Raw genomic sequence first — 21,555 nt, 5'->3', positions numbered from 1 at the left:
CCCGTCCGTTCGAGCCGTCAGGCTCAGCCTTCGGCCGCGGCGGCGGCAGCGGCGGCCTCGGCCTTCAGACGCTCCTGCGCCTTGGCCTTCGGAGCCGACTGCTTCGGCGTCTCGCGGTAGGCCGGCTTCTCGACCAGGCCGGCGTTCGCCAGGAACAGCACGACGCGGTCCGTCGGCTGGGCGCCGACCGACAGCCAATGCTTGGCGCGCTCGGCGTCGAGGATGATGCGCTGCTCGTGCTCGCGCGGCAGCATCGGGTTGTAGGTGCCGATCTTCTCGATGAAGCGGCCGTCACGCGGGCTGCGGGCATCCGCGACGACGATCGAGTAGAACGGACGCTTCTTCGCACCACCGCGAGCCAGACGAATCTTGAGAGCCATTGGTCGAAACTTTCTCTGCTTAAGTCAAACGATTGGAGGTGATCCGCCGTTCAGGCGGGAGAGGCTGGACCGCCCCGACCCGGTGTTCAGCCCGGGTCGGCGGCAAGTCCGGAATGGGTGTTGGCGTGGGAATGCCGGGGGACGGTCATCCGAAGGGCCCCTTGCCGCCAAAGCCGCCCAAGCCCTTGGGCAGCAGGTTGCCGAGGCCGCCGCGCAGCATCCCCTTCTTCCCCAGCTTCTGCACCTGCTTCATCATGCCGCGCATCGTCTCGAACTGCTTCAGCAGCTTGTTGACCTCCTGCACCGAGGTGCCGGAGCCGGCGGCGATGCGCTTGCGGCGCGATGCCTTGATGATGTCGGGGTTCTTGCGCTCCGCCTTGGTCATCGAGGAGATGATCGCCTCCTGGCGCTTGATCATTCCGTCGTCGATGTTGGCGTCCTTCATCTGGTCCTTGATCTTGCCGATGCCCGGCAGCATCCCCATCAGGCCGGACATGCCGCCCATCTTGCGGAGCTGCTTCAGCTGCATCGCCATGTCGTCAAGGTCGAAGCCCTGGCCCTTCTCCATCTTGCGGGCGAGCTTTTCAGCCTCGTCCTTGTCGATGGTCTCGACGGCCTTTTCCACCAGCGACACCACGTCGCCCATGCCGAGGATGCGGCCGGCGATGCGGTCGGGGTGGAACGGCTCCAGCGCGTCGATCTTCTCGCCGACGCCCAGCAGCTTGATCGGCTTGCCGGTGATCTGGCGCATCGACAGGGCGGCGCCGCCACGGGCATCGCCGTCGACGCGGGTCAGCACGATGCCGGTGATGCCGACCTTGTCGTTGAAGTTGGTGGCGACGGTGACGGCGTCCTGACCGGTCATCGCGTCGGCGACCAGCAGCGTTTCCGCCGGCCGGGTCGCGTCGCGGACCGCCGCGACCTCCGCCATCAGCTCCTCGTCGATGGCGAGGCGGCCGGCGGTGTCGAGCATCACCACGTCGTAGCCTTCGAGACGGCCGGTCTCCATGGCACGGCGGGCGATGGCGACCGGGTCCTGGCCCGGGACGATCGGCAGCGTGGCGACGCCGGTCTGCTCGCCCAGCACCTTCAGCTGTTCCTGCGCGGCCGGACGGCGGACGTCCAGCGAGGCCATCAGGACCTTCTTGCGGTCCCGCGTCTTCAGCCGCAGCGCGATCTTGGCGGTGCTGGTGGTCTTGCCCGAGCCCTGCAGGCCGACCATCAGGATCGGCACCGGGGCGGCGGCGTTCAGGTTGATGTCGGACCCTTCGCCCAGCATCTCCACGAGGTTGTCGTGGACGATCTTGATGACCTGCTGGCCGGGGGTGACCGACTTCAGCACCTCCTGCCCGACGGCGCGTTCCTTCACCTGGGTGACGAACTGCTTGACCACCGGCAGGGCGACGTCGGCCTCCAGCAGCGCGATGCGCACTTCGCGCAAGGCGGCGGAGACGTCCTCTTCGCTCAGCGCGCCACGGCGGCGCAGCTTGTCGAAGATGTCGCCCAGGCGTCCGGTCAGGCCTTCGAACATGCGATCGTCGATCCTTGGTTTCGGGTCCGGCACCAGGTCCGGGGATTCAGGTCCGCCACCCGCACAAGCACGAAAGCGCCAGTGCGCGATTCTCGCGGACTGGCGGAGATACCCGGCGCGGGGCCGGGGTACCCGGTCTATCGGCTTGGCGGAAGACAGGTCGGCGGACCATAGGGAAACCGCCGGGGCCTGTCAACCTCCCCGTCGGCCGCCCGGCTTCGGCCGAAGGTCGTTCTTGTCCGCCCGCGGTTATCGGTCCGAGATTTATTACAAGGGAATCGATGCTTAACGATTCTTTGGCGACTTGCGTCGATGATGAGCAACCACATCAAGAAGGTTCACCGGCGATGTCGTCCGCCCAGGGCTTCGGGTCCAACAGCCCGCGCACCAAGCTGACCCAAAGTCAGCTCAACGCGATCCTGTTGCGGCACCAGGCCTTCCGCAAAAGCCAGCCCGGCGGCGTGCGCGCCAACCTGAAGATGCGCGACCTGTCGCATCTCGACCTGTCGGGCATCGACCTGTCGGACGCCGACCTGTCGGGTGCCAAGCTGTTCAGCGCCCGGCTGACCGCCGCCAACCTGTCCAACGCCAACCTCTACGCCGCCGACCTGCGGCTGGCCAACCTGGAGAAGGCCGATCTGCGCCGCGCCGACCTGCGCGGCGCCTGCCTGCGCGGCGCCGTGCTGAGCGAGGCGACGCTGGTCGAGGTCGACCTGCGCGACGGCACACTGCTGCATTACGACTCCAGCGGCGAGATGTTCGCCCATCAGTACGAGGACTCGGTGCTGACGTCGGAACTGACGGCGGCGACCATCCGTGGCGCCGACCTGTCGCGGGCCAAGATCGCCAACGCCTTCGTCATGCAGACCGACCTGACCGACGCCATCCTGCGCGGCACCAAGTTCATGCGCGCCAACCTGACCGGGTCCAACCTGACCGGCTGCGACCTGACCGACGCCGACCTGACGGAGGCGAACCTGTCGGGCGCCAAGCTGTCGGGCGCGATGATGACCGGCTGCGCCATCAACCGCACCAACTTCAGCGGCGCCACCCTGATCGGCGCGATCCTCGACGCCGCCCAACTGCGCTCGCCCAACGTCCAGGCGGCGGTGCTGGCCAAGACGCTGGACAACCCGGACGACGACCTGCGCGACCTGCTGGTGGAGCACCTGTCCTGGATCGACAGCGGCGGCAAGGCCGGCAAGCGCGCCGACCTGTCGGCGCTGGACCTGTCCGGGCGCAAGCTGGACGGCATCAACCTGTCGGCGGCCATCCTGCAATGCATCACGCTGCGCGACGCCACGCTGACCGGGGTGTCGATGGCGATCGCCGACCTGTCGCTGGCCGATCTGCGCAAGGCCGACCTGTCGAACGCCGATCTGCGCGGGGTGAATTTCGAGCGCGCCACCCTGACCGGGGCCAACCTGACCGGCGCCCAGCTCGGCCCGGTCCACATCCAGACGATGAGCGGCCATGTCTGGCGCGCAAACCTGCAGCGCGCCCGGCTGGGCATGGCGCTGCTGTGCAAGGCCGACCTGCGCAAGGCCAACCTGTCCGGCGCCAATCTGGCGGGCGCCGACCTGTCCGGCGCCGACCTCGGCGAGGCCGACCTGACCGGGGCCGACCTCAGCGGCGCCATCCTGACCGGCGCCACCCTGGACCAGGCGATCACCGAAGAGGCGATCGGGCTGGCCTGACCGGGCCTTCTTCCCTTACGCCGACGGCCCGCCGCCGCGCCGCGCCACCCAGTCGCCCGAGCTGTAGACGGTGCGGACGTGACGGACCAGCAGGTTGCGGGCGTCGAGCAACTGCCCCATCCGTTCGCGGCAGGCGACGATGCCGGTGTCGGGATGATAGACCGGCGCCAGTTCGCGGAAGCGGCGCCGCACCTGCTCCTCGTCGAAGCACCATTCGTTGACGAAGCCGAACAGCTGCGCGGCGTCGCGCACCTCGGTGATCCGGCCGTCCAGCGGCTGGAACGACAGGCGTTGCAGCGCGTGCGCCAGTGTCTTGTTGCGGTAGCCCAGCGTTTCCACCGCCGCCTCCAGCCGGCGGACATCCTCGGCCGGCAGGATGCGGGCACCGGGATCGGCGAGCGCCAGCGCGGCGGCCAGCGCCTTGCGAACCGCCACGTCGGATGCGGTGCCGAACGCGGCACAGCTCCCCACCTCCAGCAGCGCCTCGCCACCGGCATCACGGATGCCGGGGTCGGGGGCTCCCTCCGGCGCCAGCAGCAAGGCGGCGGTCGTCAGGGCCGGCACACCAGCCCCGCGCGCGGCGGCCAGATCCAGCACGGCATCGCGGAACCGGGCGCCGCAGGGCACGACCCGGCCGAGGGCTTGGTCGGGACCCCGGCCGGGGGCTGTCGAAGGCGTGGCATCGTCCGCTGCGGTCATCGTCGGCGCCAACACTTGGTGGAAGCGGGCGCGAGTCTACGCAATCGGTGGAGTCGCCGCAATCGCGCGGATGGACGCGGCCGGACGGATCATCCCGCCACCACTAGCGCGCCGCCATGCCGGGTTTCGCCGGGAGCTTGTCGAGCAGGTCGGCGATGTAGGCGGTCTCGTCCTTGCCCGACATGGCGGCGAAGCCCTTCAGCATCTGGCTGCCGAAGGTGAAGACGCTGGCGATGTCGATGCGCCAGGACCCGCCCTCGCGCACGAAGTCGGCGGGGACCAGCGCCGGCCGGTTGTCGACCATCAGCAGGCCCGACGCGCGGTCGCCCTTCACCCGCACCGGACCCAGCGCGCTGCGGGCGATGATGTTGGGGCCGAGCCAGCCGGCCTTCAGCGCGTGGTTGGCGATGTCGCCGACCGACATGCGGCGCAGGTCCGCCGCGCCGAGGTAGCGGCGCAGGCCCATGGCGGCGAAGCGCTCGGCCGGCTCCAGCCGTTCCAGCGGCGCGTCGCCCGGCTGGCGGGCGGCGTCGCGCACCGATTCGAGCGTCTTGACCGATCCGCGGGTCAGCAGCGGGACCACCGCCGATCCGCGTTGTTCCGACAACGCGGCGCGCGCGGCGTCGAAGGTGGCGGCGACCGCCCGCTCGTCCGGCGTCTCCCGCGGGGGAGCGGCGAAGCTGGTGGCGGCAGCGAGCAGGACGATGAAGAAAGCCAGGAAGGCGACACGCATTTTCAAACCCGAACCGATACGGAGCGTCACGCTTTTTCCTCGATGCCGAAGAATTCGAGCTGCCAGCGCATCTCGTCGTCGGTCATCGGGTAGTGCGTGCCATCGCGAGCATTAAGCGCTGTTTTTGGCGGAATCTGGGCGAGGCGCAATTGGATCTGCCGGGCGAAGCGCATGGTCAGCCCGGCGCGCCACACCAGCGCCGTCACCGCGCGCGGGGCGTGGGTGGCGATGATGCGGTCGACCACCGGCAGCGGGATCTGCGCCAGTTCGCCCAGCCCGGCCATCACGAAGGCGCGGTCGCCTTCGGTCATCGAGCCTTCCAGCAGCGCCTCGGTCAGCTTGCCTTCCTTGTTCAGCCGGGCGGCGCGGTCGCTCGGCCGCTCCACCACCTTTTCCGGTCCGGCCGGGGCGGCGGCGACCGCGCTCTCGTCGAAGTCGACCGGCCCCAGCCCCAGCCCGGCGGCGGCGCCGGCGGCGGCACCGGCCGCCTGCCCGACGCGCTGGCGGACCGCCTCGGCCAAGCCGCGCGCCGCTTCGGGGTCGAGGTCGTCGCGGTCCTGCAGGACCTTCAGCAGGCCGTTGGCGACGAAGCTGGCCAGCCGCGCCACCGCGCGGGCGGGCAGCCGCGGCCGCCGCACCAGGGGGGAATGCCAGGGCTCGTGCTGCGGCGCCTGATCGAGGATGCGGTCCAGCGTCTCTTCCCGGACCTGGGCCGAGGCGTTGCCGAGCAGCGCCGTCACCGCCGCCTCGTCGTCCGACCGGGCGATGGCGTCGGCGACGGAGGCCGAGACGTTCTTCCGGCTGGCGATGGCGGTCATCGCGCCCCGCACCGGCCCCTTCATGATGATGTCGGTCAGATCCTCCTCGGTGAGGATCGGCGAATGCTGCAGCACCGGGGCGCAGACCGACAGCTCGACGTCGCGGGCCAGCCGGTTGATGACGCCGTGCGGGGCGTTCGGCAGGTCCTTCAGCGCCTCGGCCAGGATGCCGCGCACCTCCGACGCCTGGTCGCGGGCCAGCGTCTCCAGGCATTCGATCGTCAGCCGTTCGATCTGCACCGCCTGGTCGGCCGACAGTTCCGGCAACAGGCGGGCGATCTTCCGGGCGACCGCCCGGCGCACCATGACCTCGCGGTCCTTGGCGAGCAGCAGGTCGGCCTGGCGCGGGGTGCCGGCGTTGGTGGCGATGGCGCGCCGGACCTCCGCCGCGGCGTCGGCGGCGAGGAAGTAGAGCAGCTCCGGCCGGGTCTTGGGATGCTCGGCGACCTTCCGGCGGACCGCCGGATCCTCGCTTTGCACCATTCGCTTGGCCGATTCATAGTCGGCGGGATCGAGCGTGTCGGGACGCGTGCTCACGGCGCGGGCTCCGCAACAGGGGCTGAGGAGACGGGGTCGGAGAGGAAGGCCGGCCGGTGCTCCCGCGCCAGGGCGTAGTGGCCCTTGCCGCTCTTCTTGGCGTCGTACATGGCGGCGTCCGACCGGTCGGTCAACTCCCGCACCGTCTCGCCGCGCCCGGGGACATGGACGGCGATGCCGATCGACAGGCCCAGCGGCTTTTCCGGGCTGGCCGACAGGTGCGCCAGTTCCTTCATCCCGGCCAGCAGCCGGTCGGCGACGATGCGCGCCTTCGCCTCGTCGGTGCGGCCCAGCCACAGCACGAACTCGTCGCCGCCCAGCCGGCCCGGCAGGTCGCCCGGGCGGACGCCGGTGGTCAGCAGCGTGCCGATCGCCTTCAGCACCGCGTCGCCCTGCTGGTGGCCGTGCAGGTCGTTGACCGCCTTGAAATTGTCGAGGTCGACGTAGAGCAGCGCCGACGGGCCGCTGTCGGGCCGGGAAATCGACTCCTCCAGCCGCTCGAAGAAGGTGCGGCGGTTGAACAGGCCGGTCAGCCCGTCGCGTTCGGACAGGCGGCGCAGCCGCTCCTGGTAGGCGAGATGGGCGTGGGCGATGCCGATGTGGTCGGCGACGCCCGACATCAGGTGGCGGTCGTCGTCGTCCCACGGCTCCGAATCGCCGGCGCGCCAGACCAGCAGCGCGCCGTTGACCGCCTGCCGGTATTCGGTGCGCTCGCCGATCAGCTGGAGGTCGTCCAGCCGCTCCACCACCACGCCCTCGCGGCGCCGGTCGTCGCCGCTGGCGATGCGGTCGAGCAGCAGCGCCTGGGCGTCGCCCATGTCGGGCAGTTCCGCCCCGAACTCCGCCACCAGCGACAGGCAGCCGGCGCCGTCCTCGGCGCGGTAGATGCGGCAGCCGTCGGCGCTGAGCGCCCGCGCCGTCTCCGCCGCGGCGACGGTCAGCGCCTCCGCCGCGTCCAGCCGGTCGCGCAGGGTGTGGACGATGTGGCCGAGCAGCCGTTCGCGGTTCCGGATGCGTGCCAGTTCGTTGGAGCGCAGCACCTGGTCGGTGACGTCGCGGCAGACGCCGCGGGCGCCGATCCAGTCGCCCTGCGGCCCGAACAGCGGCAGGGCCGAGGCGACGACGCAGGCCGGCGTGCCGTCGGCCCCCTTCAGCCACAGCTCGCTCTGGTCGACCGGGCGCTGGCAGTCGAAGGGCAGCGGCAGATCGCCCCATTCGTCCAGCGCCAGGCTGCGGGGGTCGCGGCCGATCAGCGCGTCGGCCGGGTAGCCCAGCGCGCCTTTGTGGCTGACGAAGACGAAGGTGCCGTCGGCCCCGGTTTCCCAGGCGAAGTCGGACGAGACCTCCACCAGATCCTTGTAGCGCCGCCGCGACTCGGTCAGCGTGTGGCGCAACTGCCGCTCCAGCGTGTCGTCGCGGCCGAGCAGCAGGAAACCGCCGTCCGGCAGCGGCACCCCGGCCCATTCCACGATCATGATGCCGCGCAGCGATTCCACCGGGACCGAGCGCAGCCCCGGCGCCACGCTGGACGCCGTCAGCCAGCTCCGCAGGTCGGGCAGCCAGCGCGGGTCGCTGTCCATCATGTCCTCCGCCTCGGCGTTCGCCTCGACGACGCCCAGCGCCATGTCCAGCCGCAGGGCCGGGCCGGGATAGAGCGCGACCAGCGTCGATGGACCCGCCGGGTGAAGGTCGGCCGGATGAAGGCCGGCCGGATCGGCAGGGGCGTTGTCGGAAACGGAGGAGGAGCCGGTGGTCAGGGGCAGGTCCACAATGATCTCAGGGGTGATCGTGAAGCGATCGCGGGAATGATGCCGTTGCGGGCGACCATGTCCGGCAAGGAGCCAGCCACCGGCAAAAGGGCGGCTGGGAACCAGTGGACGGGCCGGTCCATGCTACCCTTTTGGGGACCACTCTTCAATCAACCTAAGGCGCGAAACAATTCAACCCCACGTCGGTCCGATCCTTGCCGGCGATGGAGAAAGCACGCAACACAAGGCCGCCGCGGCCGGGCCGCCACCCCGACTGCGCCCCTGTGAAGCGGCTTGCGGCGGCCACGCGGCGGCCCCATTCTGTGGGACATGACCGCTCCGATCCCCCCCGCCCCCTCCCCCGCGTCCATTCCCGCCGCCGCAGCCGCCGCGCTGCGCGACCGCGCCGTCTGGATCTTCGACCTCGACAACACGCTCTACCCGGCGTCCTGCAACCTGTTCGCCCAGGTCGACCGCCGGATCAACGAATTCATCGCCGAGCATTTCGGCATCGGCATGGACGAGGCCCGGGTCCGCCAGAAGCGGTTCTTCCGCGATTACGGCACCACGCTGCGCGGCCTGATGGTGGAACACGACGTCGACCCCACCGCCTACATGGACTATGTCCACGACATCGACGTCGCCGGGGTGCAGCCGTCGGCGGTGCTGACCGGCGCGCTCGACCGGTTGCCCGGGCGCAAGATCATCTACACCAACGGCTCGGTCCGCCATGCGGAGAACGTCGCCGGCCGGCTGGGCATCCTCGACCGCTTCGACGCGGTGTTCGACATCGCCGCCGCCGGTTTCGTGCCGAAGCCCGACCCCCGCCCCTATTCCACGCTGGTCGAGCGCCACGGCGTCGACCCCACCCGCGCCTGCATGGTGGAGGACATCGCCCGCAACCTCGCCCCCGCCCACGCGCTGGGCATGACCACGGTCTGGGTCCGCGGCGAGCAGGACTATGAGCGGGCCGGCGTCGGCGCCGGGGTCCACATCGACCACACCGTCGACGACCTGCCGAGCTGGCTCGCCGCGGTGGCGGACGCGGCGGTCGACATGACGGAAGACGGCAGGGCGGAGAAGGCCGCGGAATAGCGCTTCCCGCCAAAGGGTTTTGGGCCGGTTGACAGGGGAACGGGGCGGCTCCATGGTGCGGTCCCCTGACATTTTCGACAGCCGAACGACCGCGCCATGAGCCACGCCAGCCTCCAAGCCACCATCGATGCCGCCTGGGACAACCGCGACGGCCTCAACACCGCCACCACCGGCCCGGTCCGCGACGCCGTGAACGCGGCGCTCGACGCCCTGGACGCGGGCGACCTCCGCGTCGCGGAAAAGACCGCGGACGGCTGGAAGGTCAACCAGTGGCTGAAGAAGGCGGTGCTGCTGTCCTTCCGCCTCAACGCCAACGAGATGATCCCCGGCGGCCCCGGCGGCTCGTCCTGGTACGACAAGGTCCCGCCGAAGTTCGAGGGCTGGACCGAGGGTCAGTTCCAGAACGCCGGCTTCCGCGCCCTGCCCGGCGCCATCGCCCGCAAGTCGTCCTACGTCGCCCCCGGCGTCATCCTGATGCCGAGCTTCGTCAACGTCGGCGCCTATGTCGACAGCGGCACCATGGTCGACACCTGGGTCACCGTCGGCTCCTGCGCCCAGATCGGCAAGAACGTCCACCTGTCGGGCGGTGTCGGCATCGGCGGCGTGCTGGAGCCTCTGCAGGCCGACCCGGTCATCATCGAGGACAACTGCTTCATCGGCGCCCGCTCGGAGATCGTCGAGGGCGTGATCGTCGAGACCGGCGCCGTCGTGTCGATGGGCTGCTACATCGGCGCCTCGACCAAGATCATCGACCGCCACACCGGCGAGGTCTTCATGGGCCGCGTCCCGGCCTATTCGGTCGTCGTCCCCGGCTCGCTGCCCGGCAAGCCGCTGCCCGACGGCACCCCCGGCCCCAGCCTGTACTGCTGCGTCATCATCAAGCGCGTCGACGAGAAGACCCGCTCGAAGACGGCGATCAACGACCTGCTGCGCGATTGATCGGAAGGCCCGTCCATTCCATCCACCGTCACCCCCGCGAAGGCGGGGGTCCAGCGGCCGCACCGCAGCACTTTGGCCCCTACGCCTGGATCCCCGCCTTCGCGGGGATGACGACCGGCGGATGCCGGGCCGGTTGGAAAAGACCAGCATGACCATCGACCCCGTCGCCCTCGCCCAGGACCTGATCCGCTGCCCCAGCGTCACGCCGCGCGACGACGGCGCGCTGGGCGTGCTGGAGGCGGCGCTGAGCCCGCTGGGCTTCACCTGCCACCGCCTGCGGTTCGAGCAGGAGGGCACGGAGCCGGTGGAGAACCTCTACGCCCGGCTCGGCACCCAGGGTCCCAACTTCTGCTTCGCCGGCCACACCGACGTGGTGCCGCCGGGCGACCGGGGCTGGACGGTCGATCCCTTCGCCGGCGCGGTGATGGGCGGGCGCCTGTTCGGCCGCGGCGCGGTCGACATGAAGGGCGCCATCGCCGCCTTCGTCGCCGCCGTCTCCCGCCGGCTTCAGGACGGGCCGCCCGCCGGCTCGATCAGCCTGCTGATCACCGGCGACGAGGAAGGCGTGGCGATCAACGGCACCCGCAAGGTGCTGGACTGGATGGCGGCGCGGGGCGAACGGATCGACGCCTGCGTGGTGGGGGAGCCGACCAACCCACGGGCGATGGGCGACATGATCAAGATCGGCCGGCGCGGCAGCCTGACCGGTTTCCTCACCGTGTTCGGCGCCCAGGGCCACGTCGCCTACCCGCATCTGGCCGACAACCCGCTGCCGCGGCTGGTGCGGATGCTGGCCGCCATCACCGAGGCCCCGATGGACGAGGGCACGGCGCATTTCCAGCCCTCCACCCTGGCGCTGACCACCATCGACGTCGACAACCCGGCGACCAACGTGATCCCGGCCCAGGGCAAGGCGACGTTCAACATCCGCTTCAACGACGCCCACACCCCCGCCTCGATCGAGGCGTGGCTGCGCCGGACCTTCGACGCGATCGGCGGCGCCTATGAGCTGGAAACCTACTGCTCGGGCGACAGCTTCGTCACGCCGCCCGGCCCGCTGACCGAGCTGGTGGCCGACGCGGTGCAGGCGGTGACCGGGCGCCGGCCGGAATACTCCACCACCGGCGGCACCTCGGACGCCCGCTTCATCAAAAACGTCTGTCCGGTGGTGGAATGTGGGCTGGTCGGCCAGACCATGCACAAGGTCGACGAATACAGCCCGGTCGCCGACATCCAGGCGCTGACCGCCATCTACGAGTCGATCCTGACGGGCGTGTTCGCACGGCTGGCCGGATGAGGCGCCGCAACAGGACCCGTCGATGCCGCTGACCACCCCCGCCATCCTGTCCGCGCTGACCGGCGCCTATCGGCTGGCCCGTTTCGACCGGGCGGGCATGGAGTTTTTCGACCGCACGCCGGACGGGGCGCTGAACTCCTTCTACGCGGCGGTGGTGGTGCTGCCGGCCTACGCGCTGCTGCTGGCGATCCGGCTGTGGGACCAGCTCGGCGACACGCCGATCCTGCAACTGCTGACGGTGGAGGGCATCGCCTACGTCGTCAGCTGGACCGCCTTCCCGCTGGCGCTGTTCCGCGTCGCGACGCTGATGGGCAAGGCGCCGCTCTATCCCGGTGCGCTGACCGCCTACAACTGGTCGGCGGTGATCCAGATGGCGATCTACCTGCCGACCATCCTGCTGTCGGTCAGCGGCCTGCTGCCGCCGCCGGTGTCCGAGGGGCTGGTGTTCGGCGTGATGATGGCGATGCTGACCTACCAGTGGTTCGTGCTGCGCACGGCGCTGTCCCTGCCGGGCCTTGCCGCCGGCGCCCTGGTCGTGCTCGACCTGTTCCTGTCGGCGGCGATCAGCGATCTGGCGGACGGGATGCTGTAGGGGCGGCGTCTCCGCCCCTACGACAGCCTGTCCCTACGCCCCCGTCACCCCTGCGTGCTGACGCCCGCGTCGGCGAAGGTCGCCATGCCGGCGTGGCAGGCGACGGCCGACTTGACGATGTTGATCGCCAGCGTCGCGCCGGAGCCCTCGCCCAGCCGCATGCCGAGGTCGAGCAGCGGCTCCTTGCCGATGATCTGCATCAGGCGGGTGTGGCCCGGCTCGACCGAGCGGTGGGCGACCATGCAATGGTCGAGCGCGCGGCGGTCGGCCTTGTAGAGCACCGCCGCGGCCGCCGTGCAGGCGAAGCCGTCGAGCAGCACCGGAACCTTCGCCATCCGCGCCGCCAGGATGGCGCCGATGATGGCGGCGAACTCGTAGCCGCCCAGGCAGCGCAGCGCCTCGAACGGGTCGTCCTTGGCCTGCGGGTTGGCGGCGACGCCGGCCTCCACCGCGGCGATCTTGCGGGCCAGCCCGGCGTCATCGATGCCGGTGCCGCGGCCGGTCCAGTCGGCCGCCTCGCCGCCGAACAGCGCGAGGCAGATCGCCGCCGCCGAGGTCGAGTTGGCGATGCCCATCTCGCCCAGCGCCAGCAGTTGCACGCCCATCTCCACCGCCATCATGCCGTAGGCCATGGTGCGGCAGCACTCCTCCTCACCCATGGCCGGACCCTGGGTGAAGTCGGCGGTCGGGTTCTCCAGGTCCAGCTCGTAGACGCGCAGGTCGGCGTCGGCCACCTCGCAGAGCTGGTTGACCGCGGCGCCGCCGTTCTGGAAGTTGGCGACCATCTGCACCGTCACGTCGGCCGGGAACGCCGACACGCCGCGGGCGGCCACGCCGTGGTTGCCGGCGAAGACGGCGACGCGCGGGCGACGCAGGTCCGCCGGGTGCTGGCCTTGCCAGGTGGCCATCCACTGCGCGATCTCCTCCAGCCGGCCGAGCGAGCCGGCCGGCTTGGTCAGCTGCCGTTCGCGCAGCAGCGCCGCCGTGCCGGACTCCAGGTCCGGGCCGGGCAGGTTGCGCACGAGCGCGCGGATTTCCTCGAAGGTGACGGCGGGCTGCTGGTTGCTCATGATCGGTCCTGAGGGTGGGCGTCAAAAACGGCGCGACCTTGCACCCATCCGGCCGTCAAGTCAAAGCGCCCGCGTAGGACATTTTGACCGCAGCCGGCCCTATGCCGCCTTGCTCACCGCGTCCGTCCCCGCCGCCGCGACGGTGGTCGAGGCGACCGCCGTCGCCGATTCGGTGCCGACGATCCGGCCCAGCCCCAGCCCGAAGCCGACGGCGATGCCGGTGTCCGCGCTCTGGTCGGTGCGCACCGGCTCGTCGCGCATGCGGCGATGCTCCTTGTCGCGCAGGCGGGTCGGGCGGCCGCTGACGCTGTCGACCTCGTCCGGCGTTTCCAGCGCGTTCAGCGCCAGCACCTGATAGATCGACAGCGGCGTGGCGCCCAGCGCCTTGGCCGGCGCCGTCGGCACCTGGGTGGTGAAGCCGTCCTGCATGTCCTGCTTGCGCACCGTGTCGGTGACGACCTGGGCGGGGGCGAAGTTGGCCAGCGGGTTCTCCGAGAACTTGGCGGCGAAGCGGTCGTAGATGTCCTTCAGCGACTTCGCCTTGCCGCTGTCCTTGTCGTAGAAGACGTTCTTGTTGGCGGCGGCGGCGTCGGGGAAGACGTCGCGGGCGGTGCGGCCGGGATTCTCCTGCATCGCGTTCAGGAACTTCGACGCGCCGCCGGCGCCGAGGAAATGCGCCAGATACAGCTCGGTCGAGCCGATCTTGCCGTCCACCGTCTCCTCCAGATACTCCTTGTTGTCGCGGGTGTATTCCGCGGCCATCAGGGCCGACGCGGTGGGATCCTTGCGCAGGTCCAGGATCTCCTTCTTCATCTCCGGGTCGGAGACGTAGGGCCGGCCGTCGCCGCGGGCCTGGATCGCGTTGGCGTATTTGGCGTAGCCGTGGTCGGCGCCATGATCCTTCATCGTCTGCAGCCAGGTGCTGTCGATGAACTGGTACAGCCCGGTCGCCGACGAGGAGGAGGACTTTACGTCCGTGCGGTAGCCGCTCTCCACGGCAGCTTTTTCCATGAGGTAGGAAAAATCGACCCCTGTCTTGGCGCTGGCGTTGCGCACGGCGGCTTCCACATTGGCCGGTCCGCGGGTGGCGCGGGCCTGCTGGGCGGCGGTGTCGCTGAGGTTGCCGAGGGCGGAAGCGTAGGTCATGGGTCGATCCCCGTGGTAAGGCCCCGGTGGGAGGCACCATCGTCAATGCAGACGGCGTGCCAACCGCAGCGCCCCTTGATGCCGCCGCAGGGCGGGCCTAGCCTTCCTCCATCCGGCGCGCGGCATCGCGCCCACTCGCCAAGCGCCATCCGTTGCTGTATGTTGACGTATAGGTAAACCAACAAAGTTTCCGGGAGGTCCGCCCCATCATGACGTACACCGCTCCGGTCGACGATCTGCGCTTCGTCCTCAACGAGGTGGTCGGCCTCGACGCCATCGCCGCCCTGCCCCACTGCGACAGCGCCGCCCCCGATCTGGTCGACGCCATCCTGGAGGAGGCCGGCAAATTCGCCGCCGGCGTGCTCGCCCCGCTGAACCGGGTGGGCGACAAGGAGGGCTCGACGCTGGAGAACGGCGTCGTCCGCACCCCGACCGGCTGGAAGGACGCCTACGCCCAGTTCACCGAAGCCGGCTGGAACAGCCTGCCGTTCGAGCCGGACCATGGCGGGCAAGGCCTGCCCTGGACCGTCGCCTTCGCGGTGAACGAGATGTGGCAGGCCGCCAACCTGTCCTTCGGCCTGTGCCCGCTGCTGACCCAGGGCGCCGTCGACCTGCTGACCGAGCACGCCAGCGCCGAGCAGAAGGCGGTCTATCTCGCCAAGATGATCTCCGGCGAATGGACCGGGACGATGAACCTGACCGAACCGCAGGCGGGCAGCGACCTCGCCGCGGTGCGGACGCGGGCGGTGCGCGCCGGCGACGGCAGCTACCGCATCACCGGGCAGAAGATCTTCATCACCTATGGCGAGCATGACCTGACGGAGAACATCGTCCATCTGGTGCTGGCCCGCCTGCCCGACGCCCCGGCCGGCATCAAGGGCATCAGCCTGTTCATCGTGCCGAAGTTCCTGCCCAACGCCGACGGCACGCCGGGCGCCCGCAACGACCTGCGCTGCGCCAGCCTGGAGCACAAGCTCGGCATCATGGCCAGCCCGACCGCGGTGATGGCCTACGGCGACGACGAGGGCGCCATCGGCTACCTCGTCGGCGAGGAGAACCGCGGCATCGAGTACATGTTCACGATGATGAACAACGCCCGGCTCGGCGTCGGCATCCAGGGCATCGCCATCGCCGAACGGGCCTACCAGCAGGCCCGCGACTACGCCAAGTCGCGCGTGCAGAGCAAGGATCTGGCCGACGCCAAGGGTCCCGGCGTCGCCATCATCAAGCATCCCGACGTCCGCCGCATGCTGCTGGACATGCGCGCCAAGACCGAGGCCGCCCGCGCGCTGGCGCTCTACGCCGGCACGCAGTTGGACATCTCTCGCCACCACGCGGACCCGGCGGTGCGCGCCGCCGCGACCGCGCGGGTCGACGTGCTGACCCCGATCGTCAAGGCGTGGTCGACCGACATCGGCTGCGAGGTCGCCTCCACCGGCGTGCAGATCCACGGCGGCATGGGCTTCATCGAGGAGACCGGCGCCGCCCAGCATTACCGCGACGCCCGCATCACCCCGATCTACGAGGGCACCAACGGCATCCACGCCAACGACCTGACCTTCCGCAAGACCGGCCGCGACAAGGGCGCCGCCGCCCGCGCCTTCATCGCCGACATGCGGGCGACGGCGCTGGCGCTGGAGTCCGCCCCCGGCGACGACCTCGCGGTGATCCGGACCGAGCTGTCGGCCGGGCTCGACGCGCTGGACAAGGCGGTCGACTGGATGGTGGCGACCCAGGCGGAGGGCGACCTGCGCGGCGCCGCGGCCGGCGCGGTGGCGTACCTGAAGCTGTGGGGCACGGTCGCCGGCGGCTGGATGCTCGCCCGCTCGGCGATGAAGGCGATGGACGGACTGCGCCAGCCGGGAGCCAACGCCGCCTTCCTGGAGGCCAAGCTGGTGGTGGCGCGCTTCTACGCCGAACAGGTGCTGGCGCCCGCCCCCGCCCTGCTGCCGACCATCGCTAGCGCCCGCAACACGGTGATGGCGCTGAGCGAGGAGCAGTTCTGAGGTCCGTCCCAGGGCCCCTCTTCCACGCGGGGAGAGGGGCCGGGTGCGGGGGTGGATGGAACGTTTGAAACACCGTGAAACGGTTTTCCGGGGTCTGTTCAGGTGTTCAACACCGCATGCGCCATGACGATGCGGAGTGGTGAACAGGGTGGGAAACCGGCCATCGGGGGGCATGGGGACTCCGCGCGAATATAGGTCCACATTCCTATAACGCCTGCATGTCCCGGGCAACGCCCCGACGAAAGTCCCCTCTCCCCCCTGGGGAGAGGGGACTTTCAACATCACCTACCCTTGCCCCGCTACAGCCCGCCAAGAGGTCCCGCACTTTCGGGGACGCTTGTTATCGCCTCTCGAATGTGTAGGAACCCAATGGCTCGTTGAAGCCCGTCGTCATCAGTGACAGCTTGGCATTGTTCGTGTCATCAACAAAGATGAAGTCGAAAGCCATGACGTATACGGGAAGCTGCTTCTGCGGTGCGGTGGAAGTGGAGGTCACCGGCTCGCCGGAGGCCATGGGCTACTGCCATTGCCGGTCCTGCCGCTCGTGGTCCGGCGGGCCGGTCAACGCTTTCACCCTGTGGAAACCGGAGGCCGTGCGCGTGACCGCGGGCGCCGAACACCTCGCGACGTTCCAGAAGACGCCGCTCAGCCAGCGTCAGTATTGCGCGAAATGCGGCGGGCATCTGATGACCAATCACCCGCCGCTCGGCTTGGTGGACGTGTTCGCCGCGACCCTGCCGACCCTGACCTTCACCCCCGCGGTCCACGTCAACTACGCCGAAACCGTGCTGCCGATGCGGGACGGCCTGCCGAAGCTGAAGGACTTCCCGGCCGAGTTCGGCGGTTCGGGCGAAACGGTGGCGGAATAGCGGGGGCCGGAACGGCGGGCATCCGCCCGCCACCCCCTCACCAATACCGCATCGCGTCGGCGTACAGCCCCCGCAGATCCTCGTCCGACACCGGGCGCGGCGCGATCGTCAGCAGGCGTTGCTGCGAGGACGCGCCGCGCACCAGGCCCGGAATGTCGGCCTCGCCATAGCCGAGATCCGACAGGCCGTTCGGCAACCCCGTCGCCCGCATCATCGATATCAGCCGCGTCGCCAGCAGCTCGCCGCCCTCCTCCGGCGACGCGCCCCTCACATCCGCCCCCAGCGCCTCGGCGGCGCGCAGGTGGGCTGCCGGCGCGGCCGGGCCGGTGAAGCGGAAGGCGGCGGGGGCGTTCAGCACCACGGAAATGCCGTGCGGCACCATCGGGTCCACCGCCTCGTAGCCGGTGGCGGTGAAGCTGTGGTTCATTCCGGCCACCGAATAGGACATGGCGTGCGGGATGTGCACCCCGGCGTTGCCGAAGGCCAGACCGGCCAGCGTCGCCGCGAACATCAGCGCGTCGCGCGCTTCCAAACAGTCGGGGTCGTTGACCGCGCGTTCCAGCCATTGCCCGCCCAGCCGGATCGCCTGGAGGCTGCCGATGTCCGACCACGGGTTGGCGCCTTGGTAGGGTGGCCGCGCCGTCGGCGTCTCGGGCCGCGGGCGGGAGCGGAAGGGCCGCGCGGTGTGGCTCTCGATGGCGTGGGTCAGCACGTCGAAGCCGGTGGCGGCGATGGCACCGGCCGGCAGGCTGTCGATGGTGCGCGGGTCGACGACGGCCAGGGTCGGCCGCAGGTGACGCGACGAGATGCCGGTCTTCACCTGCTTTTCGACGTGGTCGAAGATGGCGACGCCGGTGGTCTCGCTGCCGGTGCCGCAGGTGGTCGGACAGGCGATGTGCGGCTTGACCGGGCCGGGGACCGGGATGCCCTCCCCCAGCGGCTTGTTGACGTAGGCGAGGAAGTCGGCCGGATGGGTGGCGTAGAGGTTGGCCGCCTTGGCGGTGTCGATCACCGAGCCGCCGCCGATGGAGATGTAGCCGTCGAACCCGCCGTCGCGCGCGAAGGCGGCGGCGTCGAGGAAGGAGGCACTGGTCGGCTCGACCCGGCAACGGTCATAGACCACCACCGCGACCCCCGCCGCCTTCAGCCCGTCGAGCGCCATGCCGAACGGCGCGGTGGCGGCGACGCGCGGGTCGGTGAACAGCGCCACCCGCGTCATGCCCAGCGCCAGCGCGTCACCCCCCAGTTCGGCCAGCATGCCGGGACCGAACTTCATGCGAGCGGCCTCGACGGTGAAGCCGACCTCGCCATCGGGCAGGACGGGATAGGCGTCGCCGGCCTGCGCCGCGTCTCGATGTCCGGGGCGATCCATGGGGTGCTCCTCTCCGCTGGTCGGTGTCGGGGCCGGGTTTGGTTCCCGGCCCATCCTTGACCGTATGGGAGCGCGCCACCCTCCACCCTGTCAATGCGTCCGTTGGTCCAACAGAGTGTCTGGCAGAGTGTCGGCCGCCAGGAGGTCGGACGCCGGCCCGTCCGGTGGCGCGACGGGGGCCGCCGGTGGTTGAGCCGCCCCCGGTGGCCGCAGCAGACGCTGGTAGAGATAGCCGATCGTGACCAAGCAGAGCCCGAGCCCGAGGAAGGAGGCGACGCGGTACATCCCCTCCAGGTCGGACATGTCGCTGAGGAAGACCTTGGCGACCACCGCCAGCACCAGCGCCAGCCCGGCGTGGCGCATCCAGCCCCAGCCGAACCGCATCCCCGACACCAGGATCACCACGGCGAACAGCAGGAACCCGGCGGAATAGCTGTACCATTCCGCATCCGAAACGTCGTAGCCGGACAGCACCGGCCCCTGGAAGGCGCGGCGGATCTCCAGCGCCAGGTTGGTGGCGATCAGCAGCAGCGGCAGCACCGGCGCCGCTTGGCGCACCGGTTTGGACGGCGGCGGGTCGAGCCACAGATAGACCAGCCCGAGCAGGGCCGGCGCGCCATAGGCCAGCAGCAGCCGGTTGACGATCGGCCAATTGCCGACCGGGTCGTCGGTCCACAGCGGGTTCAAGGCCAGCAGATGCAGCGCGAAGGCGGTCAGCGCCGCCAGCCCGACCAGCAGGCGCCGGCCCCAGCGCGCGACCGGCCGGGCGCTCCAGCGGCGGTCGCCGGCCAGCAGCACCGCCAGCCCCAGCCAGGACAGGGTGTGCAGCGCCACCTCCGCCAGGGTCGACGGCGCCGCCTGCAAATCGCCACTCATCCAGCGATGGATGGCGAGCGACAGCATCAGCGTGGTGAAGACCAGCGCCCCGGCCTCCAGCACCATCACCACCAGATCGTCGCCTTTCTCCCCCGGCGCCGTCCGCATCCAGCGCGCCGCCAGCAGGAAGCCCAGCGCCGGCAGGCCGTAACCGTAGGCGATCCAGCCATAGCCCTCGTAATCGAGCACCGAGGGGTTGACCGCCAGCCGCACCAGCACGGCGACCGCCACCAACAGGGCGATGCCGCGCAGCTCGCGCAGGTTCAACTGGCGCTCCAGCCACGCCAGCACCGGCACCTGCAACGCCAGCGCCACGGTCAGCCACGCCTCCTGCAGGGTCATGGTGGCGCCCAGCGCGATGGCGCCGACCGCACCGGCGGCGAAGGCGGCCAGACCGAGCGAAGCCCCCGGCCGGTGGCGGTGGCGGGCCAGCGGCGTGGTGGCGCCGACCAGCAGCGCCGCCAGCACCAGCGCCGCGGTGGGCCAGCCGACCGACGCCTCCGGCGGCTCGACGAGCGCGTAGGCCAGCGTCAGCAGGGCGAGCGGCACCAGCGCCGACAGCGAGGCCCACAGCGCCGCCCGCCGCGCCCCCCACAGCGCGACGAAGCCGCCGATCCCGAACAGCGCGGCGAAGCCGGCGCCGACCCACAGGAAGCGGGCGACCTCGGCCGGCAGCCCCTCCGGGCTGGCGATGATCAGCGGTTGCCCATCGACGTTCAGCGGCGGCGGGCTGGCGGGGACATAGGGCAGGCTCCACGGCGCCAGCGCCAGCAGGACGGCCAGCGCCGCGGTCCAGGCGGCGCCGGCGATGCGCTCCGTCCGCCGTCCGGCGACCAGCGCCAGCGCGGCGTACAGCGCCAGCACGACCAGCGACAGCGTCCGGTGCGAATCGATCCAGCTCATGACGGCGGCCAGCAGGCCGAACAGGCGCATCGCCATCATCGCCAGACGGTCGGCCGGGTGGCGCCGCTGGCGCCGGATCCAGTCGGGCAGCGCGCTGCGCCAGCCGGCCGCGGCCGGCTCCGGCGTCGGCAGCGTGTCGTCGACCACGCCGAGGACAGCCGGCATCAGGAACAGCGCCGTGGTCAGCAGCAGATAGATCCCGGTGGGCAGCGCGTCGCCGGTCCGCCACGGGTCGATCATCCACAGCAAGGGCCACAGCGCCGCGCCGGCCAGCGCCCCCCAGCCGAGCCAGCGCCAGCCGCGGTACAGCACCACCGCCATGCCGGCGCCGTTCAGCGCCAGCAGATAGGCGAACAGGCCCCAGGCGTCGGGGTTGTTGGACGCCACCAGCAGCGGCGTGACGTAGCCGGCCAGCAGCCCGAGCGCGGCGATGAACGGCCCCTGGAGCAGCGACAGCCCGATGCCGCCGAGCGACAGCGCCGCCAGCAGCGCGAAGGCGACCAGCGGTGCGAACAGGTCGAACAGGGCGAAGCCGCCATAGACGCTGGCGAAGGCGGTGAACAGGCCGGCGGCGGTCAGGGCCGGCGGGACATAGTCGGGGCGCAGCGTGGCGATCAGCCGCTGGTCGGGCCGGCGCCGCAGCCACTCGCCGCCGACCATCAGCCCGACGCCGAACAGCAGCCCCAGCGTCACCCGCACGCCCGGCCCCAGCCAGCCATGGTCGACCGACAGCTTGATGAAAAAGGCGGCGGCCAGCGCCATGGTGGCGCCGCCGAGCCAGATCAGCCAGCGCGAGGCCAGGCTGTCCTCCAGCTCCCGCCAGCGCGACGGGCCGGCCGGCACGGCGACCGGTTCGGGGGCGAGCGGCGGCGACTCAGCGGGCGGTGGTTCGGCGGGCGGCGGTTCGGCGGGCGGCGGTTCGGCCGCGAAGCCGGGCTCGGCCGGCGGCGGTTCGGCAAACGGTTCGGCGGGCGCCTCCAACGCCACGTCGGCCGGTGCCGCCGCTGGTCCCGCTGCCGTGGCGGCGATCGGGCCGGCCAGCGCCTTGTCGAGACGGACGCGCAGGGCGGCGATCTCCTGCTGCTGCACCTTCAGCCGGCGGTCGAGCCGCTGGGCGATGACACCGAAGATCAGCAGTAGGACGAAGAACTCCATGACCGCACCGCCTGCACGCCGTTGCCCCGGATTCCGGGCCGTCGACGGGCAGCATAGCTTTGCAACAATGCACTGTCGCGGTCACGTTGAGC

Annotated in this window: 17 protein-coding genes; 7 read left to right on the top strand and 10 right to left on the bottom strand. The window is 70.7% G+C overall.

Going from position 1 to position 21,555, the window contains the following annotated elements; translation table 11 throughout:
• Positions 1-23: 23 nt before the first annotated feature.
• Positions 24-380, bottom strand: coding sequence for a 30S ribosomal protein S16 (rpsP, locus tag TSO352_RS23965; RefSeq protein ID WP_109109670.1), 357 nt, complete (start codon positions 378-380; stop codon positions 24-26).
• 145 nt (positions 381-525) lie between these two features.
• Entirely contained in the window at positions 526-1,911 is a 1,386-nt protein-coding gene (gene ffh / locus TSO352_RS23960) for a signal recognition particle protein (protein ID WP_109109669.1), read from the bottom strand.
• Positions 1,912-2,258: 347 nt separating this feature from the next.
• On the opposite strand from ffh, the gene TSO352_RS23955 reads away from it, so the two are divergent.
• Positions 2,259-3,608, top strand: coding sequence for a pentapeptide repeat-containing protein (locus TSO352_RS23955; protein ID WP_109109668.1), 1,350 nt, complete (start codon positions 2,259-2,261; stop codon positions 3,606-3,608).
• 15 nt (positions 3,609-3,623) lie between these two features.
• Here the strand turns inward: TSO352_RS23955 and TSO352_RS23950 are convergent, their stop codons facing one another.
• From TSO352_RS23950 to TSO352_RS23935, 4 genes are all read right to left on the bottom strand, one after another.
• Positions 3,624-4,307 carry a hypothetical protein gene (locus TSO352_RS23950; RefSeq protein WP_109110842.1) on the bottom strand — a complete coding sequence of 228 codons (684 nt, stop codon included), beginning with the start codon at positions 4,305-4,307 and terminating at the stop codon, positions 3,624-3,626.
• A gap of 103 nt (positions 4,308-4,410) precedes the next feature.
• Positions 4,411-5,040 (bottom strand): hypothetical protein, encoded by a 630-nt coding sequence (locus tag TSO352_RS23945; RefSeq protein WP_109109667.1) that lies wholly within the window; start codon positions 5,038-5,040, stop codon positions 4,411-4,413.
• Between the two features lie 26 nt (positions 5,041-5,066).
• Positions 5,067-6,395 carry a DUF2336 domain-containing protein gene (locus TSO352_RS23940; RefSeq protein WP_109109666.1) on the bottom strand — a complete coding sequence of 443 codons (1,329 nt, stop codon included), beginning with the start codon at positions 6,393-6,395 and terminating at the stop codon, positions 5,067-5,069.
• Positions 6,392-8,164 (bottom strand): diguanylate cyclase, encoded by a 1,773-nt coding sequence (locus tag TSO352_RS23935; protein ID WP_247872370.1) that lies wholly within the window; start codon positions 8,162-8,164, stop codon positions 6,392-6,394. Before TSO352_RS23935 ends, TSO352_RS23940 begins: the two co-directional genes overlap by 4 nt.
• Positions 8,165-8,473: 309 nt before the next feature.
• Here TSO352_RS23935 and TSO352_RS23930 point away from each other — a divergent pair, with 309 nt between their 5' ends.
• The 4 genes from TSO352_RS23930 to TSO352_RS23915 all read left to right on the top strand — a co-directional run bounded on the left by TSO352_RS23930 (position 8,474) and on the right by TSO352_RS23915 (position 12,066).
• Entirely contained in the window at positions 8,474-9,238 is a 765-nt protein-coding gene (locus tag TSO352_RS23930; RefSeq protein ID WP_109109665.1) for a pyrimidine 5'-nucleotidase, read from the top strand.
• Between the two features lie 96 nt (positions 9,239-9,334).
• Entirely contained in the window at positions 9,335-10,177 is an 843-nt protein-coding gene (dapD, locus tag TSO352_RS23925) for a 2,3,4,5-tetrahydropyridine-2,6-dicarboxylate N-succinyltransferase (RefSeq protein WP_109109664.1), read from the top strand.
• Between the two features lie 148 nt (positions 10,178-10,325).
• Positions 10,326-11,474 (top strand): succinyl-diaminopimelate desuccinylase, encoded by a 1,149-nt coding sequence (dapE, locus tag TSO352_RS23920; protein WP_109110841.1) that lies wholly within the window; start codon positions 10,326-10,328, stop codon positions 11,472-11,474.
• Positions 11,475-11,496: 22 nt separating this feature from the next.
• Positions 11,497-12,066, top strand: a complete 570-nt coding sequence (locus TSO352_RS23915; protein WP_109109663.1) for a hypothetical protein — start codon at positions 11,497-11,499, stop codon at positions 12,064-12,066.
• A 44-nt stretch (positions 12,067-12,110) separates the two neighbouring features.
• Here TSO352_RS23915 and cobT read toward each other — a convergent pair whose 3' ends face one another.
• The gene (gene cobT, locus TSO352_RS23910) at positions 12,111-13,136 is read right to left on the bottom strand and encodes a nicotinate-nucleotide--dimethylbenzimidazole phosphoribosyltransferase (RefSeq protein ID WP_109109662.1); all 1,026 of its coding nucleotides are present in this window, start codon (positions 13,134-13,136) and stop codon (positions 12,111-12,113) included.
• A gap of 99 nt (positions 13,137-13,235) precedes the next feature.
• Positions 13,236-14,282, bottom strand: a complete 1,047-nt coding sequence (locus TSO352_RS23905) for a transglycosylase SLT domain-containing protein (RefSeq protein WP_109109661.1) — start codon at positions 14,280-14,282, stop codon at positions 13,236-13,238.
• Positions 14,283-14,491: 209 nt separating this feature from the next.
• Between TSO352_RS23905 and TSO352_RS23900 the strand changes: the two genes are divergently transcribed.
• Together TSO352_RS23900 and TSO352_RS23895 are read left to right on the top strand one after the other, a co-directional pair.
• Positions 14,492-16,288 (top strand): acyl-CoA dehydrogenase, encoded by a 1,797-nt coding sequence (locus tag TSO352_RS23900; RefSeq protein ID WP_109109660.1) that lies wholly within the window; start codon positions 14,492-14,494, stop codon positions 16,286-16,288.
• 377 nt (positions 16,289-16,665) lie between these two features.
• On the top strand, positions 16,666-17,157 hold the full coding sequence (locus tag TSO352_RS23895; protein ID WP_247872363.1) for a GFA family protein: 492 nt from the start codon (positions 16,666-16,668) through the stop codon (positions 17,155-17,157).
• Positions 17,158-17,194: 37 nt separating this feature from the next.
• Here the strand turns inward: TSO352_RS23895 and TSO352_RS23890 are convergent, their stop codons facing one another.
• Both TSO352_RS23890 and TSO352_RS23885 read right to left on the bottom strand, forming a co-directional pair.
• On the bottom strand, positions 17,195-18,529 hold the full coding sequence (locus tag TSO352_RS23890) for a hydroxyacid-oxoacid transhydrogenase (protein WP_109109658.1): 1,335 nt from the start codon (positions 18,527-18,529) through the stop codon (positions 17,195-17,197).
• A 90-nt stretch (positions 18,530-18,619) separates the two neighbouring features.
• On the bottom strand, positions 18,620-21,463 hold the full coding sequence (locus tag TSO352_RS23885) for a DUF2339 domain-containing protein (protein ID WP_109109657.1): 2,844 nt from the start codon (positions 21,461-21,463) through the stop codon (positions 18,620-18,622).
• Positions 21,464-21,555: the final 92 nt, after the last annotated feature.

The organism is Azospirillum sp. TSO35-2 (assembly GCF_003116095.1).
Lineage (GTDB): Bacteria > Pseudomonadota > Alphaproteobacteria > Azospirillales > Azospirillaceae > Azospirillum.
This window is presented reverse-complemented; position numbering and strand designations above follow the sequence as displayed.

What these genes read in the sequence shown, in the direction of transcription:
- cobT (WP_109109662.1), bottom strand. Translation starts at nt 13,136, where the DNA reads ATGAGCAACCAGCAGCCCGCCGTCACCTTCGAGGAAATCCGCGCGCTC.
- dapD (WP_109109664.1), top strand. Translation starts at nt 9,335, where the DNA reads ATGAGCCACGCCAGCCTCCAAGCCACCATCGATGCCGCCTGGGACAAC.
- TSO352_RS23930 (WP_109109665.1), top strand. Translation starts at nt 8,474, where the DNA reads ATGACCGCTCCGATCCCCCCCGCCCCCTCCCCCGCGTCCATTCCCGCC.
- TSO352_RS23955 (WP_109109668.1), top strand. Translation starts at nt 2,259, where the DNA reads ATGTCGTCCGCCCAGGGCTTCGGGTCCAACAGCCCGCGCACCAAGCTG.
- TSO352_RS23905 (WP_109109661.1), bottom strand. Translation starts at nt 14,282, where the DNA reads ATGACCTACGCTTCCGCCCTCGGCAACCTCAGCGACACCGCCGCCCAG.
- TSO352_RS23900 (WP_109109660.1), top strand. Translation starts at nt 14,492, where the DNA reads ATGACGTACACCGCTCCGGTCGACGATCTGCGCTTCGTCCTCAACGAG.
- TSO352_RS23885 (WP_109109657.1), bottom strand. Translation starts at nt 21,463, where the DNA reads ATGGAGTTCTTCGTCCTACTGCTGATCTTCGGTGTCATCGCCCAGCGG.
- TSO352_RS23915 (WP_109109663.1), top strand. Translation starts at nt 11,497, where the DNA reads ATGCCGCTGACCACCCCCGCCATCCTGTCCGCGCTGACCGGCGCCTAT.
- dapE (WP_109110841.1), top strand. Translation starts at nt 10,326, where the DNA reads ATGACCATCGACCCCGTCGCCCTCGCCCAGGACCTGATCCGCTGCCCC.
- TSO352_RS23890 (WP_109109658.1), bottom strand. Translation starts at nt 18,529, where the DNA reads ATGGATCGCCCCGGACATCGAGACGCGGCGCAGGCCGGCGACGCCTAT.
- TSO352_RS23945 (WP_109109667.1), bottom strand. Translation starts at nt 5,040, where the DNA reads ATGCGTGTCGCCTTCCTGGCTTTCTTCATCGTCCTGCTCGCTGCCGCC.
- rpsP (WP_109109670.1), bottom strand. Translation starts at nt 380, where the DNA reads ATGGCTCTCAAGATTCGTCTGGCTCGCGGTGGTGCGAAGAAGCGTCCG.
- ffh (WP_109109669.1), bottom strand. Translation starts at nt 1,911, where the DNA reads ATGTTCGAAGGCCTGACCGGACGCCTGGGCGACATCTTCGACAAGCTG.
- TSO352_RS23950 (WP_109110842.1), bottom strand. Translation starts at nt 4,307, where the DNA reads ATGACCGCAGCGGACGATGCCACGCCTTCGACAGCCCCCGGCCGGGGT.